This window comes from Aureimonas ureilytica, from assembly GCF_001475935.1.
GTDB classification, from domain to species: Bacteria; Pseudomonadota; Alphaproteobacteria; order Rhizobiales; family Rhizobiaceae; genus Aureimonas; species Aureimonas ureilytica_A.
In genome coordinates this window covers 46,658-63,469 of the sequence record NZ_LDQA01000045.1, presented here as the reverse complement: position 1 = coordinate 63,469, position 16,812 = coordinate 46,658, and the positions used below count along the sequence as shown (strand labels likewise).

Here is a 16,812-nt window from a genome sequence, read left to right as displayed (position 1 = left end):
CGCCGCGAGAGGCTCGCGGCGGGTCTTTTGCATTCAAGCGGACGATGGCGCGGGATCAGAGCGAGCGGCGGCGCTCGCTGGCCCGCACGGCGAGCCGGTAGGTCGGGTCTTCGCGCCAGTCGGCATGGAGCGCCTCGTGAACGTCATCGCGTTTCAGGCCGATATCGTTCAGGAGGTAATCCGGCAGTTCCGACATTCGATAGGCGGCCCGGCGGTTGCGCATGGTGCGGACGATCGCTCGAAGCGCCACAAAGCCGATGCGGATCGACTGGGCGAGGGTTTCCACGGAGGGAGCGGGAGTCTTCGATGCGAGCGTCATGGCCGTTTCTCCTTTCGAAAGCCAATCCTGGCGCGGCAGGCAAAGCGCCATCCATCACGCAGGACGGTCGTCCGCGCGTTGAAAGGCAGCATGTCCCGGCTGGGCCGGTTCACACTTTCCGCTGTGTCGAGGGCTCAAGCCACCCGATTTCGCGGTCTCGTCTCTGGCTGTCGAGAATGGAGATAGTCCGGCTTGACGGATCAGACCAACGAATGTTTCTTATGCCCAGCATCACCGATCATTATGGGTGGCGACCATGGCGACTCCCCTCGATCTTGACCAGCTTCGCACCTTCGCCGCGATCGTGGACACGGGCAGTTTCACCCGCGCGGCGGAGGAAGTGTTCAAGACGCAGTCCGCCGTTTCCATGCAGGTGCGCCGCCTGGAAGAGCGGCTGGGAACCGAGCTGTTCGAGCGCTCGGGCCGCGCTGTGAAGCTGACGGAAGCGGGCGGTCGCCTCCTGACCTATGCCCGCCGGATGCTCGCGCTCAGCCAGGAAACGCTCGCCGCCTTCGACGAGCAGACGATCGAGGGCCATGTGCGCATCGGCCTGCCCGATGATTACGCCGAGCGCTTTCTGCCGGAGATCATGGCGCGCTTCGTGCGCTCCAATCCGCGCGTCGAATTGCAGATCGCCTGCGAGACGACCTCCAGCCTGATCGAACATGTGGACAAGGGTCATCTCGACGTCGCGCTCGTCTGCCCCTCCAAGACCCATGCCTGGTCCGAGATCGTGCGCACCGAGCCGCTGCATTTCGTAACCTCGGCCGCGCACAATATCCACGAGGAGCCGATCCTGCCGCTCGCCATCGGGCGCGCCGACTGCAACTGGCGCCAGCAGGGGATCGACGCGCTGAACCGGATCGGGCGAACGCATCGCATCCTTTTCACCTCCTGGTCGGCGCAGATCGTCACCTCGGCCGTCTTGGCGGGTCTGGCCGTCAGCGTCCTGCCCGAATGCGCGCTGCGGCCGGGAATGCGCGTTTTGAACGAGACGGACGGTTTCCCGCGCCTGCCCGACGCGCAGATCGCCGTCATGCGCGGGCGCAACACGGATTCGCCCGTCATCTCCGCCCTGGTCGATCATATCCGAGAGAGCCTGCACAATTTGACGCCCGCCCTGCCGCCGCAGGCGCAAAGCCGCCTGCCCGAAACGCGCATGATCCGCACGCAGCGGCTGCGCCCGAGCGTCGGCGTGGCGGGCTGGTAAGCGCATGAGCGATCTGATGGAGCAGGCTACTGCCAGCAATGTCGCGGAATATTCGGTTTCGGAACTCTCCGGCGCGCTCAAGCGCACGGTCGAAGATGCGTTCGGCCATGTACGCGTGCGCGGCGAAATCTCGGGCTATCGCGGGCCGCACTCCTCGGGCCACGCCTATTTCGCGCTGAAGGACGACAAGGCGCGGCTGGAGGCCGTGGTCTGGCGCGGCAGCTTCGGCAAGCTCGCCTTCAAGCCGGAAGAAGGGCTGGAGGTCATCGCGACCGGCAAGCTCACGACCTTTCCCGGCTCCTCCAAATATCAGATCGTCATTGAGGCGATGGAGCCGGCGGGCGCGGGCGCGCTCATGGCGCTGCTCAACGAGCGGCGGCTGAAGCTCGAAGCCGAAGGGCTCTTCGCCGCCGAGCGCAAGCGCCCCCTGCCCTTCCTGCCCCGCGTGATCGGCGTCGTCACCTCGCCGACCGGCGCGGTGATCCGCGATATCCGGCACCGCATCGCCGATCGTTTTCCGCTGCATGTCCTGGTCTGGCCGGTGCGCGTGCAGGGAGAGACCTGTGGCTCGGAGGTCTCGGCCGCGATCGAGGGCTTCAACGCCATTCCGCCCGGCGGCAAGATTCCCCGGCCCGACGTGATCATCGTGGCGCGCGGCGGCGGCAGTCTGGAAGACCTCTGGGGCTTCAACGACGAGGCCGTGGTGCGCGCGGCGGCGGCCTCCGACGTTCCGCTGATCTCGGCGGTCGGGCACGAGACGGACTGGACCCTGATCGACCACGCCGCCGACCGGCGCGCCCCGACGCCCACGGGCGCGGCCGAAATGGCCGTCCCCGTGCGGGCCGATCTCGTCGCCATGCTGGCCGCCATCGAGGCGCGCAGCGGCGCGGCGATCTCGCGCACGCTTCAGGCCGAGCGGCGGGCCGTCGCCAATCTTGCCCGCGCACTCCCTTCTGCCGACGCGCTGCTCGCCCTGCCCCGCCGACGGCTGGACGAGGCGGACGCGGCGCTGGAGCGCAACCAGCGGCTTCTGATCGGCGAACGGCGGCGGCGGCTTTCGGAGTCCGGCCTTCTCCTTTCCCCGGCGCGGCTGGAATCCTCGATCCGCGACAAGCGGGCCGATCTGCGGCATCTCGATTCCATCCTGATCCACCGGCTGGACTCGGCACTACGCGAGCTTCGCCACGATCTCGATCGGCTCGGCTCGTCCTTGCGCCCCCATATCGTGACGCAGCGCAGTGGCGAAGCGCGCCACCGGTTGGCCACCGCGTCGGACCGGATGGACCGGGCTTTCTCGGCCGTGCAGGAGCGCCGCCGCGCCTCGCTGGCAGGGGCATGGCGCGTCGCCTCCAGCCTCGACCCCAGGCAGGTTCTGGAGCGGGGCTACGCCATTATTCGCGGCGAGAACGACGTGCCGATCACGCGCGCGGAAGACCTCGTGCCGGGCTCGAGCTTCGAGATCGAGTTCGCGCGCGGCCACCGCCGCGCCGCCATCGCAGCAGCGCCGGACGCCGATGCCGTGCCGACCGCCAAGCCGGCCAAGGGCGCAAAACGCGCCAAGCGCGAGCAGATGGACGTGGTGCAGGGCGATCTGTTCTGACTCCGCCCTTCCATCTTAGATCGAAGTGAGATGGCCGTGATGGAGGTGCAGCACCCGGTCCATCACGCCATCTGGCAGGTTGGCATGGGTAGCGAGGATCACACTGCGGCCCTCCGTCGCCTCGGCCAAATCCAGGAGAAACGCCTGTTCGGTTTCGGGGTCGAGCCCGCTGGTCGGCTCGTCCAGAAGCAGGATGGGTGCGGGTGAGAGCAGCGCGCGGGCGAGAACCAGCCGGCGTGCCTGACCGGCTGAGAGCGTGCGCCCGCCCTCGCCAAGCGGCGTCTCCAGCCCTTGCGGCAGGGTGGCGACGAAGCTGCGGAGCCGCGCGCGGCGCAGCGCGTCCCAGAGTTCGTCGTCTGTCGCATCGCTGCGGCCGATCCTCAGATTCTCCGCGATCGTGCCCAGAAAGACCGGCGCGTCCTGTTCGAGCAGCGTCACACGCTGGCGCAGGGTTTCGAAGGGTATGCGGGCCATATCCTGCCCGGCGATCTCCACGCGGCCCCGGTCGGGACGCAGCAGCCCCATGGCGAGCGCCAGAAGCGTGGACTTGCCGCAGCCGCTGGGGCCAGTGAGCGCGATCCGCTCACCCGCTTTCAACGCCAGACTCGCGCCATCCAGAATGGGCCGCGCGCCGCGCGGTGCGAAAAACACGCCTTGCAGGCTCAAAGACGCGCCAGCCGGAAGCGCGGCAGGCCGGGCCGGCGTGGCCAGCGTCTGCGGCAAATGCGCGAGCGCATCCAGCCGCTCGGCCGCCGCGCGGGACGTGCCGAGCCGCGCGACGCTGCGCACGGTCCCGGCCACCGCCTCGAAACTGCCGAGAACGGCGAGCACCAGGCCGACCAGAACAGGCCCGCCGATCTGCCCACCCCGCAGCGCGGCGAGGCCCGGCATGAGCACGCCGATCAGCGCCGCGCCGGACAGGAGATGGATCGCGCCCGCCGCCAATGCGCTCTGCGCGGCGAGCCAACGCCGCGAGGCGGACAGGTGCCGCGCGCCGCTTTCCAGGCGCTGGCGAGCCTCTCCGATGGCTCCGAAGAGGCGAAGGTCCGCCTGACCGTCGATCGCGTCGATCACGGTGCCGCGCAACGAAGCCAGCGCCTCGATTCCTTGCGCGCCCGGTTCCCGAGAGGCACAGGCCAGAGCCAGGGGCACGGCAATGGTGGCGAGACCGAAGGCCAGGGCATAGGCCAGCGCCGCACCCGGCAAGAGAAACACCAGCGCCAAGGCGAGCGCACCGCCCGCGAGGAGCCCCGTCACCATGGGGCCGATCGCCAGCAGGAAGACCACGTCCAGCGCCTCGATATCGGCGGTGAGGCGCTGCACGAGATCGCCCCGCGTCAGTTCCTTGCGCAACGTGCCGAAGCGCGGAATGGCGGTGCGAAACGTCTCGGCGCGAATATGGCTGAGCGTGCGCAGGGTCGCGTCATGGCCGATGAGCTTCTCGCCATAGCGCGGGAGGATGCGCAGAAGCGACAGGCCGCGCACCGCCGAGGACGGGCCAAAGAGATTGAAGCTCACGGCGGCCGTTGCGAGGAAGGCGCTGGTGAGGAACCAGCCCGAGAGCGCCAGAAGCGCCGCGCCGGAGAGCAGCGTCAGAAGTGAGAGCGCGAGCGTCAGGGCAAAGCGGCCCTTGCTCTGTGCGAAGACGGGGGCGAAGCGGCGAAGCGCGCTCATGCGGCATTCTCCCGGCTGGCGAGGATGGGGCGGGGCCGGCCCGATAGCGGGATCAGCCGGCGGTTCTCGATGCGCAAGACGAGGTCCATGCGCTGGGCGACTTCAAGCGAATGGGTGGCGGCGATGAGCGTGCGATCCCGCTCAGCGGCAAAGCGCAGGATATCGTCCAGCACCTCCCGCTCGGTCTGGCGATCCAGATGCGCGGTCGGCTCGTCCAGAAGCAGGATCGAGGGCTGGCGCAGATAAAGGCGGGCCAGCGCCACGCGGTGCCGCTCACCGCCCGACAGACCGAAGCCGCCTTCGCCGATGCGCGTTTCCAGTCCGTCGGGCAAATCCCAGGCGAAATCGAGCACGCGGGCGCGCTCGGCCGCTTCGATCACCACCGCGTCGCCCGCCAGCGGATCGGCAAGGCGGATATTCTGCGCGATCGTGCCGGCGAAGAGATGCGGCCGCTGCGGCAGCAGGGCGACGGCCTGGCGCAGGGCCGGCTCGGCGATCTCTTCCAGCGGCCGGCCGGCCAGCCGGATCGTGCCTTGCGCCGCGCGCAGGCCCGCCAAGGCTTCCAGAAGCGTGGACTTGCCCGAGCCGCTGGCCCCCAGAATGGCGACATGGCTGCCGGGCGCGAGCCGAAGATCGGCCGCGTCCAGAACGGGCCGCGCCCCATCGGGCGTGCGCAGCGTCAGCGCGGAGACCTCGACGCCGGCCGGATCGCTCAAAGGTGTGGCGAGGTCCGGCTCCTGCGCCGGCTTGGGAGAAACGAGAGCCGGCAGCGTGCCGAACTGCGCGGCGATCTCACCGACCGCCGCCTTGGCGCTGGCCCGGTCGTGATAATGGGCGGCGAGCTGGCGCAGCGGCGCATAGATTTCGGGTGCCATGAGCAGGCAGAAGAGGCCGGCTTCCAGCGTCAGCGGCGCGGAGCCGAGCGTCACGAAGCCCAGAAACGACAGGCCGACATAGAGCGCCACGCCGGCGACGCCGAGCGCGGCGAAGAATTCGAGAACCGCCGACGACAGAAAGGCGATGCGCAGGACTTTCAGGGTGCGCAGCCGCCATTCCTCGCCGGCCTGCGCCATGGCCGCCTTCTCCCGCTCGGCCTGCCCGAACAGGACGAGGGTCGAGAGGCCGCGCAGCCGATCCCCGAAAAAGCCGGACAGGCGCGACAAGGCAGAGGCCTGCGCCTCGCCGGCCGCCTCCGCGCCCCAACCGACCAGCGCCATGAAAAGCGGGATCAGCGGCGCGGTGACGAGAAGCAGGAGTCCGACGACCCAATCCACCGGGAAGACACAGGCGGCGAAGCCGATCGGCAGAACGGTGGCGGCCACCATGGCCGGCAGGAAACGCGCGAAGAACCCGTCCAGCGCCTCCACCTGTTCGAGAAGCGCCGAGGCCAGCGCGCCCGAGGCGCGACCCGTGGCCCAATCCGGCCGGCGCGCCATCCAATCATCGAACAGGGCGAGACGCAGGCGCGCCTTGATGCGCTCGGCCCCGGCCGATCCCGCGCGCTCCATGCCATAGGCAAGCCCCGCCCGCGCCAGAAACAGGCCGGCCAGCGCCAGCGCGCCCTTCGTCTCCGCTTCGGGTGCAAGCGTGCCGGACGCGGCTCCGCCCAGGAGATGAGCCAGAACCCAGGCCTGAGCGACGACGAGCACGCCCGAGACAAGCGGCAGCGCGACGGCGAGTGCCAGCGGCCAACCGCCACTAGTGCGAAGGCCTCCCAGCCAACGCCGCTCGCCATCGCGCCCGCGCCCCCCGCCCACCCGATCCGCGCCCATCGCCCTGTCCTCTCGCCTGTTCGTGGAAAGGACTAGGCGAGGCGCGGCGCGGCGGCATTGATTCAAATCAAGGCGCGCCCGGCGCGCCGGGTCTAGGCCTCATTGCGAACCGGACGGTTCCGGCACTTTCCAAAGGCGGGCAGACCCATGATCGACATGACGGTCGTCGACCTGTCGCGACTCCAGTTCGCGGCGACGGCGATGTACCATTTCCTTTTCGTACCCCTGACGCTGGGCCTGTCGGTTCTGATGGCCGTCATGGAGAGCGTCTATGTGATGACCGGCCGCGAGGTCTGGCGGCGCATGACGCTGTTCTGGGGTACGCTGTTCGGCGTCAACTTCGCCATGGGCGTCGCCACGGGCATCGTCATGGAATTCCAGTTCGGCATGAACTGGAGCTATTACAGCCATTATGTCGGCGACGTGTTCGGCGCGCCGCTGGCGATCGAGGGCCTGATGGCCTTCTTTCTGGAAGCGACCTTCATCGGCCTCTTCTTCTTCGGCTGGGATCGCCTGTCGCGCGTCGGGCATCTCGCAGTGACCTGGCTGACGGCGCTCGGGGCCAATTTCTCCGCGCTCTGGATTCTGATCGCCAATGGCTGGATGCAGAACCCGGTCGGCTCGACCTTCAATCCCGAGACGATGCGCATGGAGATCACGGACTTCATGGCCGTGGTGTTCAACCCGGTGGCGCAGGCGAAGTTCGTCCACACCGTGTCGGCCGGCTATGTCACGGGCGCAATGTTCGTGATCAGCATCAGCGCGTGGTTTCTGCTTCGCGGCCGGCATGTCGACCTCGCCAAGCGCTCGATCGCGGTGGCGGCGAGCTTCGGCCTCGCCTCCGCCCTGTCGGTCGTCGTGCTCGGCGACGAGAGCGGCTACACCGCGACCGAGCATCAGAAGATGAAGCTCGCGGCCATGGAGGCCATGTGGCATACCGAGCCCGCGCCGGCCGGTTTCAACCTCTTCGCCATTCCGGGCGACAAGGAAAATTCCTTCGAGGTGCAGGTGCCCTATGCGCTCGGCCTCATCGCCACGCGCTCCATCTCAGGCGAAATTCCCGGCATTCTCGAGCTCGTGCAGACGGCCGGCCAGCGCATCCGCAACGGCCAGATCGCCTATGCGGCGATGGAAGCCGTGCGCGCCGACCCGTCCGACGCCAAGGCGAGAGAGACCTTCGCGGCCACCTGGAAGGATCTCGGCTACGCACTGCTTCTCAAGCGCTACCGCGAGGATGTGGTGAACGCGACGCCTGAAGAGATCACGCAGGCCGCCTTCGACACGGTGCCGGGCGTGGCCCCGCTCTTCTGGAGCTTCCGCCTCATGGTGGTGATCGGCTTCTATCTGATCGCCTTCTTCGCCACCGCCTTCTGGCGCGCCTCGAAGCACCGGATCGGCACCAATCGCGCCCTTCTCTGGATCGCGCTTCTCTCCCTGCCGACGCCCTGGATCGCCATCGAGGCGGGCTGGTTCATCGCCGAATATGGCCGCCAGCCCTGGGTGGTGGAAGGCGTGCTGCCGACCTTTTACGCGGCCTCCGGCCTGACGCTGACGGACCTCTCCATCAGCCTCGCCTTCTTCCTGACGCTCTACACCACGCTCGCCGTCGTCATGATCTTCCTCATGCTGAAGACGATCAAGGCCGGCCCGAAGGCGGCAGCCGACTGGATCGACGGCGCGGGCGGCTCGCGCTTCGTGCCCGAGGGCGCCGCCGCATTCCCCGACCATCGCTGAAAGCTGAACCCATGACCCAACTTCCCCTCGACTACGAAACGCTCCGGCTGGTCTGGTGGGTGCTCCTCGGCACGCTTCTCATCGGCTTTGCGATCATGGACGGCGTCGATCTCGGCGTCGGCGCGCTCCTGCCCTTCGTCGCCCGATCTGACGAGGAGCGGCGCATTCTCATCAACCTCATCGGCCCGACCTGGGAAGGCAATCAGGTCTGGCTGATCTTAGGGGGCGGGGCGATCTTCGCCGCTTGGCCGGCGCTCTATGCGGCGAGCTTCTCCGGCTTCTACCTCGCGATGATCGTGATCCTGCTGGCGCTGATCCTGCGGCCCGTGGGCTTCAAGTTCCGGGGCAAGGTGAAGGACGCACGCTGGCGCGAGACCTGGGACTGGGCGCTGTTCGTCGGCGGCTTCGTGCCGGCGCTGATCATGGGCGTCGCGGTGGGCAATGTCCTGCTCGGCGTGCCCTTCGGCCTCGATGCGACGCTGCGCCCGCACTATACCGGCAATGTCTTCGGCTTGCTTCGCCCCTTCGCGCTTCTCTGCGGTCTCGTGTCGGTGTCCATGGTGATCACGCTCGGCGCGAGCGTCATCGCTGCCCGCTGCCTCGGCGAGGTCTCCGACCGGGCGCGGTCCTATGGCCGCATGGCGGCCATCGCCACGCTCGCGCTCTTCGCGCTTGGTGGGCTCTGGGTCGCCTTCGGACTCGATGGTTATGTCGTCACCAGCCGGCAGATCGGCGCGGCGGCCTCCAATCCGCTGGCCAAGAGCGTGGTGAGCGAAACGGGCGCCTGGATCGGTAATTACGCACGTCATCCCTGGATGCTGATCGCCCCGGCCCTTGGCTTCCTCGGTTCGGCGCTGGCTTTGCTGGCGCTCGGGAAGCGCGGCGGCGTGGTGGCGATCCTGGCGTCGGCGGCGGCCGTGTTCGGCATCGTCTCCACCGCCGGGCTCTCGCTCTTCCCGTTCCTCCTGCCCTCCAATCTCGACCCGAACGTCAGCCTCACCGTCTGGGACGCCTCGTCCAGCCATCTGACACTGTTCGTCATGCTGATCGCGACGCTCGTCTTCCTGCCGATCGTCCTGGCCTACACGACCTGGGTCTACCGCGTGATGCGCGGGCCGGTGACGGCCACGTCCATCGGCCGCAATCCCAACGCCTACTGAGGAGCCGACACCATGTGGTATTTTTCCTGGGTTCTGGGCCTCGGCCTCGCCTGCGCCTTCGCCATTCTCAACGCCATGTGGTTCGAGATGAAGGAGGATCGCCGGTTGTCGGCCCTCGCGATCGAGCCCGAAGGGCGGCCCGGAACGGCTCTGGATGGGGCCTGATATGAGCGACGATCTCACCGAACAGCTCGCGAGCCTCACCGTGCCACGCTACACCTCCTATCCCACGGCGGCGGACTTCTCGTCGGCCATCGGCCCGGCGGAAACGGCCGCCTGGCTCGCTGCGAGCGATGCGGGCCAGCCCGTCTCGATCTATCTCCATGTGCCCTATTGCCGGGAGATCTGCCATTATTGCGGCTGCCACGCCAAGGCGGCGCTGCGGGACGATGTCGTGGCCAGCTATCGCTCGGGCCTGGAAGCGGAGATCGCGCTCGTCGCCCGCCATCTGCCCGCCCGGCTTCGCATCGCGCGCATCGCTTGGGGCGGCGGCACGCCCTCGATCCTCGGCATCGCCGGCGTGGCCTCGGTCCTGCGCGTGCTGGAGCGCCATTTCGATTTCGAAACCGGGTTCGAACATGCGATGGAACTCGACCCGCGCCGCGTGGATCAGGCGCTGGTGGACGGGCTCGCCGTGCTAGGCGTCAACCGCGCGAGCCTCGGGGTGCAGGATCTCGACCCCGAGGTTCAACAGGCGATCGGCCGGGTGCAGCCGGCCGAGACCGTGCGCGCGGCAGTCGCCATGCTGCGCCGTGCCGGCATCGCGAAGTTGAACTTCGACCTCGTCTATGGCCTGCCGCGACAGAGCGTGGACAGCCTGAAGCGCACGTGCCGGGAGGTCATCCTGCTCGGGCCCGATCGCGTCGCCTGCTATGGCTACGCGCATCTGCCCGCGCGCCGCGCCAACCAGCGACTGATCGACGCCGCGCTTCTGCCGGGAGCGCCGGAGCGGGTGCGCCAGCAGGAGGCGGTGGCGGCGAGCTTCCTCGCCCATGGCTACCAGAGCATCGGCATCGATCATTTCGCCCTGTTCTGCGATCCGCTGGCGGCGGCCGCCCGCGCCCATCGTCTCCACCGCAACTTCCAGGGCTATACGGACGATGCGCAGGAGGTGCTGATCGGCTTCGGCGCGTCCTCCATTTCGCGTCTGGCCGGGGGCTTCGCGCAGAACGAAAGCGGCATCGAAGCCTATAAGGCGAGGGTCCTGGCGGGAGAACTGCCGACCCGACGCGGCCATGCCTTCGAGGGGGACGACCGCGAGCGCGCCCGCATCATCGAGCGCCTCATGTGCGACTTCCGCGTCGATCTCGGCCGGCGCGCGCGGCACTATGCCGAAGAATTGGCGCTTCTGCGCCCGCTCGCCCTGCAGGGGCTCGTGGACATGCGCCATGACGTCATTGCCCTGACCGAGAAGGGACGCCCCTTCGTGCGGCTGGTCTCGGCCGTGTTCGATCGCTTTCGCAGCGAAGGCGAGCGGGGCTTCAGCAGCGCGGTTTGAACGGGAGGGGAAAACGAAACGCCGTTCCGGTAGAAGGGAGCGATCTGTCCCCACCCGGAGCTTTCCATGTCGGAACCGCATCGCATCGGCACCATCGGCCTGTCCGCCCGCATCAAGGAGGATGGCGCGGAACTGACCTCGCTTCGTGACCGCGAAGGCCGGGAATTTCTCTGGCAGGCCGGCCCGGAATGGCCGCGCCATGCGCCGGTTCTCTTTCCCATCGTCGGCCGCCTGCCGGGCGACCGGCTGATCGTCGATGGCCAGTCCTACCCGCTGACGCAGCATGGTTTCGCGCGCGACAGCCGGTTCGAATGGCTGGAGAAGGGCGAGACGCGCGCGCGCCTCGTGCTGCGCGACAGCGAAGAGAGCCGTGCGCGCTTCCCTTTCGCCTTCGAGCTGGAACTTGCCTACGAGGTGAGCGAGGACACGCTGACCGTCACCACCACCGTGCGCAATCCCGGCACGGTGTCCCTGCCCTATGCCGTCGGCGCGCATCCCGCCTTTCGCTGGCCGCTGGCGGAGGGCATCGCGAAGGAGGCCCATGAGCTTCGCTTCGAAGGCGCGGCGCCTGTGAGCGCCTGCGCGCTGGAGGGCGGCTTCCTGAAGGGCGAGCGGTCGGTTCCGGCCGTGGGCGAGATGCTCGAACTCTCCCCCGAGCTGTTCGCGGGCGATGCGCTGGTCTTCGGCGGCATTGGCGAGGGCGCGGTGCGTTTCGAGGCGCCGGGTGCCGAAGCCCCCTCTCTTCGCGTTTCCTGGCAGGGCTTCCGCGATCTAGGCGTCTGGTCGAAGCCGCAGGGCGCACCCTTCCTGTGCATCGAGCCCTGGGCCGGCACCACGCCGCCGCTGGGCTGGGATGGCGAGTTCGCGGACAAGCCGGGCAACGAGCATCTGAGCCCCGGCGAAGCGCGCTTCTATGTCTGGACAGTTTCCGTCGCCGGCTAAAGACGGGGATAACCACAATGAGAGGAAGCCCCGCGCCGAAGGCGACGCGGGGTGGTTTCGAACCGAGCATTAAGTTCGTGCGTGGCTTCTCCTTCGCGGTGCAACAAACGAGACCGAATCTGATGTTCCGTCGCGCGCGCGTAAGTTTGAAAACCAAGATCATCGGCGGGATCGGCGCCGGCCTCCTTCTGGCGCTACTGCCAGTGGCCGGGCTCCTGGCCTATGAGACCCAGACACAGTCGGACGAGACGGCCGAGCGGCTGATGACCAGCGAGGCGGGACGCGCGGCCAAGATCGTCGAAAGCGGAATCGCCGGGCTCGACACGGCGGCGCGCCTCACCGCCGGCGGCATCGGCGAGCGCCATGCCCGGCTGGACATCACGCGCAAGGATGTCATCGAAGCGCTGCGCCTGAGCTTCGAGCCCAACCCTCTCGCCTATGGCGCCTGGTTTCTGGAAGCGCCCAAGGCGTTCGACGGCGAGCAGGACCGGATGAAGAGTAATATGGCGCAGGGGGCCAACAAGAACGGCATCTTCGCCCCGTGGTGGCATCGCGGCGCTACGCCAATGCCGACATTCCAGATCTTCGATGAAGATTATCAGGCACCCTGGTGGACGCTCGCAGCCGATAGCGGCACATCCGGCGTGACACCGGCCTATATCGAAACTGACACCGGCAACAAGAACCTGCTCGCCAGTGTCGTGCACCCCGTCTTCTCGGCCGGCCAGTTCATCGGCGTCGTGGGTCTCGACATCCAGGTGAGCCAGATTGCGGAGTTTCTGAAGGACATCAAGCCGCTGGGAACCGGCAACGTGAAGCTGCTGGGCGCCGATGGGACCTGGCTGTCGCATCCCGACCCCGCCCGACTGACGACGCCCTATCGCAACACGCTGGGCCGCACCGAACTCGACGCCGCGATAGCGGACAAGAAGCCGCACAGCGTCGCGGGCATCACCGATCTCGACGGCCACGTCGTTCGCCGTATCTTCTACCCCTTCGAGCTTCCGGGTCTGCACACGACCTGGATCGCGGTGGTGGATGTGCCCGAAGCCACGATTGCCGGCCCCATGCGAGAGCAGTTGACGCTCTTGGCCATCGGCTTTTCCGCCATCTTCGTCGTGATCCTTCTGGCGGTGGCGCTGGTCAGTCATTTTACCATCGTGCGCCCGATGCAGCGCGCCGTGGATCTGGCGCGCCGCATCGGATCGGGCGACCTGACGCAGCGTATCGAAGTGAAGGGCCGCGACGAGCTGGCCGACCTCCAGCGCGCCATGAGCGACATGACGGTCAAGCTCTCCGAGATCGTCTCGGGCGTGCGCGCTTCGTCCTCGCTGGTCGCGGCCGGTTCCGCCCGCTCCGCGTCCACCGCCGAGAAGCTGTCGTCGGGCTCGACCGAACAGGCCGCAGCTTCCGAACAGGCCTCGGCGGCGATCGAGGAGATGACCGCCAACATCCGTCAGAATGCCGACAACGCTTCGACCACCGAGAAGATCGCAGCGCAGGCGGCGACCCATGCCGGCACGACGGGCGAAGCGGTGACGCAGTCCACCAAGGCCATGCGCGAGATCGCCGAGAAGATCGCGGTGGTGCAGGAGATCGCCCGTCAGACGGACCTTCTGGCGCTGAACGCCGCCATCGAAGCGGCGCGCGCCGGGCAGCACGGCAAGGGCTTCGCCGTCGTCGCCTCGGAAGTGCGCAAGCTCGCCGAGCGCAGCCAGGCGGCGGCGACCGAGATCGGCGAACTTTCCTCGCGCACACTGATCGTCGCCGAGGATGCCGGCTCGCGTCTGGAGAAGCTGGTGCCCGATATCAGAAAGACGGCCGAACTGGTCTCGGAAATCTCGGCGGCCTGCCGCGAACAGTCGGTTGGGGTGGAACAGATCAATCAGGCGATCCAGCAGTTGGATCAGGTCACACAGGCCAATGCGGGCGCGGCCAACGAGATGACCGCGACGGCCGAGCAGCTGGCCTCGGAAGCGGGTCGCCTCGAAGAGCGCGCGGGCTACTTCCGCATGACGGATGCCGAGCGCGACGCGCTGATCCAGGCCGAAGCGCTGGAGATCGAAGCCACCAACCGCGAGACCGAAGCGCGCAAGACCGCGCGCAAGCCGGCAGCCCCGGTCACGACGGTGACCAAGGCGACGGCTGCGCCTGCCGCATCGGCCTCCGCCGCAGCGTCCAAGCCCGCGCGCCACGCCAAGGCACCGGTAAAACTGGCATCCGTCGATGACGCTCTGTTCGAGAGCGGCCCGGCCGCCAATCCCGTCCATTCGCTTCAAGCGCAGGCGGCGGGCTTTGCGGCGGCCAAGCCGGCGAGCAGCGGCGGCTTCTCGCTGGATCTCGACGGCGGCGGATTCGAGCGCATGAGCCGCTAAGGCTTCGCGCAGCCCCTATGACCAAGGAAAGGCCCCTGTCTCCGCATGGGCCTTTTTTCTTTTGCCGGAATCGCGCAAAGGCCAAAGTGACGATTGGGAAGGCCAGCGTCCTTCCCATGCCACAGTGCTGTGGTCCACGCCGGCCCATGACACGGTATGACGAGAACGGGGGCAAAGGTCGAAGAGTGCTGATGACAGGGTTTGTGCGCCGATTCCTTTTGATCCTGGCCATGGTTTGCTTCGCCGCCGGCGCGGCGCAGGCGCAGGACCCGCCCAGCGCCAATGCCACGAGCGCGCAGATCATAGCCGATCTCGACACCAAGGGCGCGGACTACGAGGCCGCCAAGGCGAGCGTCGCCCAGACCCTGCCGAGCGAGGATCGCGCGGCGCTACGCGAGCGCGTTCTGGCGATCCAAGGCTCCGCCGAACAGGCCGTCACGGCGCTGACCCCCATGCTGGACGCCATGGACAAGCGCATCGCCGATCTTGGCGAAGCCAGCGAAACGGAAGCGCCCGACATCAAGGCCCAGCGCGAGGCGCTGAAAAAGGAGCGCACCGATCTCGACTCCGCGATCAAGCGTGCCCGGCTTCTCGCCACCAACGCCCGCGACTCGGTCGAAACGATCAACCGGATGCTCGCCGAGGAATTCAACCGCTCGACCTTCGAGCGCGTGTCCTCGCCGCTCACCGGCCGGTTCTGGAACTCGATCGCGCTCTCCATGCGCTTCGACATCCTGCGCGCCACGTCCTTCGGGCGGGACACGCTGGAAGGCGTCACCGAGGGCTTCAGCGGATCGGGGGCGCTCGTCTTCGCGGCCAGCCTCGGCGTCAGCCTCGTCCTCCTATATCCCGTGCGGCGGCGGCTGCGTGCGGTCGGTCGGCGCTTCGCCATTGCCCAGGCACCGGGCACGCGGGCGCGGCGCTCAGGGCTGGCGCTCTGGTTCATCCTCGTCGGCACGCTGACGGCGAGCCTCAGCTTTCTCCTGTTCGGGCAGGGCCTGCGCTGGGCGGGCGTTCTCACCGAAGAAGCCGATGCGCTCCTGACCTCCTTCATCGGCGCGGCCTCTTTCGGGGCGTTCATCGTGTCGCTCGGCGGCGGGCTTCTTCTGGTGGACCAACCCTCCTGGCGCCTCCTGCCACTCTCCAACGACGCGGCGGCCCGACTGCGGCCTTACCCGTCGCTCGCCGCGATCCTGGTGACGATCGGCATCACGGTGGTCGCCTTCAACCGCATCGTCGGTGCCAGCCCCTCCTCCACCGTCGCCGCCAATCTCGCCATCGCGGTCGCCTATATGATCCTGATCGGCTCGGTTCTGCTGACGCTGCGCCGGCTGCGGCGCGCGCAGGTCGAGAACACGACGCCGACGGCGCTGCGCAGCGTCGTGACGCTGACGACGCTCGTCTGCTGGCTGGCGCTGATCGTCAGCGTGCTCGCCGCGCTTCAGGGCTATGTGAACCTGTCGCTCTTCATCGGGCGGCAGACGGTCTGGATCACCGTCGTCTGCGCCTCGGCCTATCTGCTTCTGGTCGTGGTGGACGATCTCTGCACCACGATCTTCTCGCCCGAAGCCTGGACCGGGCGCGCCGCCTACGAGGCGCTGGGGCTCAAGCCCTCCACCGTCGGCCAGCTCGGCGTGGCGCTGTCGGCGCTTCTGCGCATCGGCGTGGTGCTGCTGGCGCTCGCCATGATCTTCGCGCCCTTCGGGCCGGGCACGGATGCGATCTTCAGCCAGCTCGGCGACCCTCTGATGATCACGGTCGGCGGCTTCACGCTGGAGCCGGGCGCGGTCCTGCGGGCGTTGATCGCGCTGGCGCTGGGCATCGCCGCCATGCGCCTCGTCCGGCGCTGGCTGAACGAGACCTATCTGCCGACGACGGAGCTGGATGCCGGCGCGCGCAACTCCGTCTCGATGATCGTCTCCTATGCCGGCATCATTCTCGCCGGCTTCTGGGGCCTGACCTCGCTCGGCATCGGGCTGGAGCGTATCGCGCTGGTCGTCAGCGCGCTGTCGGTCGGCATCGGCTTCGGCCTTCAGGCGATCACGCAGAACTTCGTCTCGGGCCTCATCCTTCTGGCCGAGCGGCCGGTGAAGCTCGGAGACAGCGTGCGCATCGGCACCGACGAAGGGGATGTCCGACGCATCAGCGTGCGCTCCACCGAAATCCAGCTGCCCGACCGCTCGACGCTGATCGTGCCGAACTCCGAGTTCATCACCAAGCCGATCCGCAACATGACGCTGGCGGACCCGGTCGGCCGTGTGCAGATCGCCTTCTCAGTGCATCCGTCCGCCGATCCGCTGGCGATCCGCAAGGCGGTCATGGAGATTTTCGACGAGCACCCGGCTGTACTGGAAGACCCCAAGCCGAACGTGTTCATCGACTCGATCGCGGACGGCAAGGTGAACTTCAACTGCTTCGCCTTCGTCGCCTCGCCCCGCCAGGCCTATTCGACGCGCAGCGCCATCCTGTTCAGCGTGTTGGAGCGCTTCCAGGCGGACGACGTGAAGCTCGCGCCGACCGTCACCTGA

At 67.9% G+C, this 16,812-nt stretch carries 12 protein-coding genes; 9 read left to right on the top strand and 3 right to left on the bottom strand.

Annotated features, from left to right (window positions below):
• Window positions 1-55 precede the first annotated feature (55 nt).
• Window positions 56-319, bottom strand: coding sequence for a DUF1127 domain-containing protein (locus NS365_RS17055; RefSeq protein ID WP_058601555.1), 264 nt, complete (start codon window positions 317-319; stop codon window positions 56-58).
• A 256-nt stretch (window positions 320-575) separates the two neighbouring features.
• On the opposite strand from NS365_RS17055, the gene NS365_RS17050 reads away from it, so the two are divergent.
• Complete coding sequence (locus NS365_RS17050) at window positions 576-1,529, top strand: LysR family transcriptional regulator (protein WP_058601502.1); 954 nt, start codon at window positions 576-578, stop codon at window positions 1,527-1,529.
• 4 nt (window positions 1,530-1,533) lie between these two features.
• On the top strand, window positions 1,534-3,129 hold the full coding sequence (xseA, locus tag NS365_RS17045) for an exodeoxyribonuclease VII large subunit (protein WP_058601501.1): 1,596 nt from the start codon (window positions 1,534-1,536) through the stop codon (window positions 3,127-3,129).
• 15 nt (window positions 3,130-3,144) lie between these two features.
• On the opposite strand, the gene cydC is transcribed toward xseA, so the two are convergent.
• Both cydC and cydD read right to left on the bottom strand, forming a co-directional pair.
• Window positions 3,145-4,803: a thiol reductant ABC exporter subunit CydC gene (cydC, locus tag NS365_RS17040; RefSeq protein ID WP_058601500.1), complete on the bottom strand. Its 1,659-nt coding sequence runs from the start codon at window positions 4,801-4,803 to the stop codon at window positions 3,145-3,147.
• On the bottom strand, window positions 4,800-6,575 hold the full coding sequence (gene cydD, locus NS365_RS17035; RefSeq protein WP_082684672.1) for a thiol reductant ABC exporter subunit CydD: 1,776 nt from the start codon (window positions 6,573-6,575) through the stop codon (window positions 4,800-4,802). Before cydD ends, cydC begins: the two co-directional genes overlap by 4 nt.
• Before the next feature lie 147 nt (window positions 6,576-6,722).
• Here cydD and NS365_RS17030 point away from each other — a divergent pair, with 147 nt between their 5' ends.
• The 7 genes from NS365_RS17030 (at window position 6,723) to NS365_RS17000 (ending at window position 16,812) form a co-directional block, all read left to right on the top strand.
• Window positions 6,723-8,309 carry a cytochrome ubiquinol oxidase subunit I gene (locus tag NS365_RS17030; RefSeq protein WP_058601499.1) on the top strand — a complete coding sequence of 529 codons (1,587 nt, stop codon included), beginning with the start codon at window positions 6,723-6,725 and terminating at the stop codon, window positions 8,307-8,309.
• A gap of 11 nt (window positions 8,310-8,320) precedes the next feature.
• Window positions 8,321-9,469, top strand: coding sequence for a cytochrome d ubiquinol oxidase subunit II (gene cydB / locus NS365_RS17025; RefSeq protein WP_058601498.1), 1,149 nt, complete (start codon window positions 8,321-8,323; stop codon window positions 9,467-9,469).
• A 12-nt stretch (window positions 9,470-9,481) separates the two neighbouring features.
• Entirely contained in the window at window positions 9,482-9,634 is a 153-nt protein-coding gene (cydX, locus tag NS365_RS17020; protein WP_058601497.1) for a cytochrome bd-I oxidase subunit CydX, read from the top strand.
• Window position 9,635: 1 nt separating this feature from the next.
• Window positions 9,636-10,967, top strand: coding sequence for an oxygen-independent coproporphyrinogen III oxidase (gene hemN / locus NS365_RS17015; protein ID WP_058601496.1), 1,332 nt, complete (start codon window positions 9,636-9,638; stop codon window positions 10,965-10,967).
• Between the two features lie 66 nt (window positions 10,968-11,033).
• Entirely contained in the window at window positions 11,034-11,909 is an 876-nt protein-coding gene (locus NS365_RS17010) for an aldose 1-epimerase family protein (RefSeq protein ID WP_058601495.1), read from the top strand.
• A 146-nt stretch (window positions 11,910-12,055) separates the two neighbouring features.
• On the top strand, window positions 12,056-14,284 hold the full coding sequence (locus NS365_RS17005; RefSeq protein WP_244498480.1) for a methyl-accepting chemotaxis protein: 2,229 nt from the start codon (window positions 12,056-12,058) through the stop codon (window positions 14,282-14,284).
• Between the two features lie 191 nt (window positions 14,285-14,475).
• Complete coding sequence (locus NS365_RS17000) at window positions 14,476-16,812, top strand: DUF3772 domain-containing protein (protein WP_058601493.1); 2,337 nt, start codon at window positions 14,476-14,478, stop codon at window positions 16,810-16,812.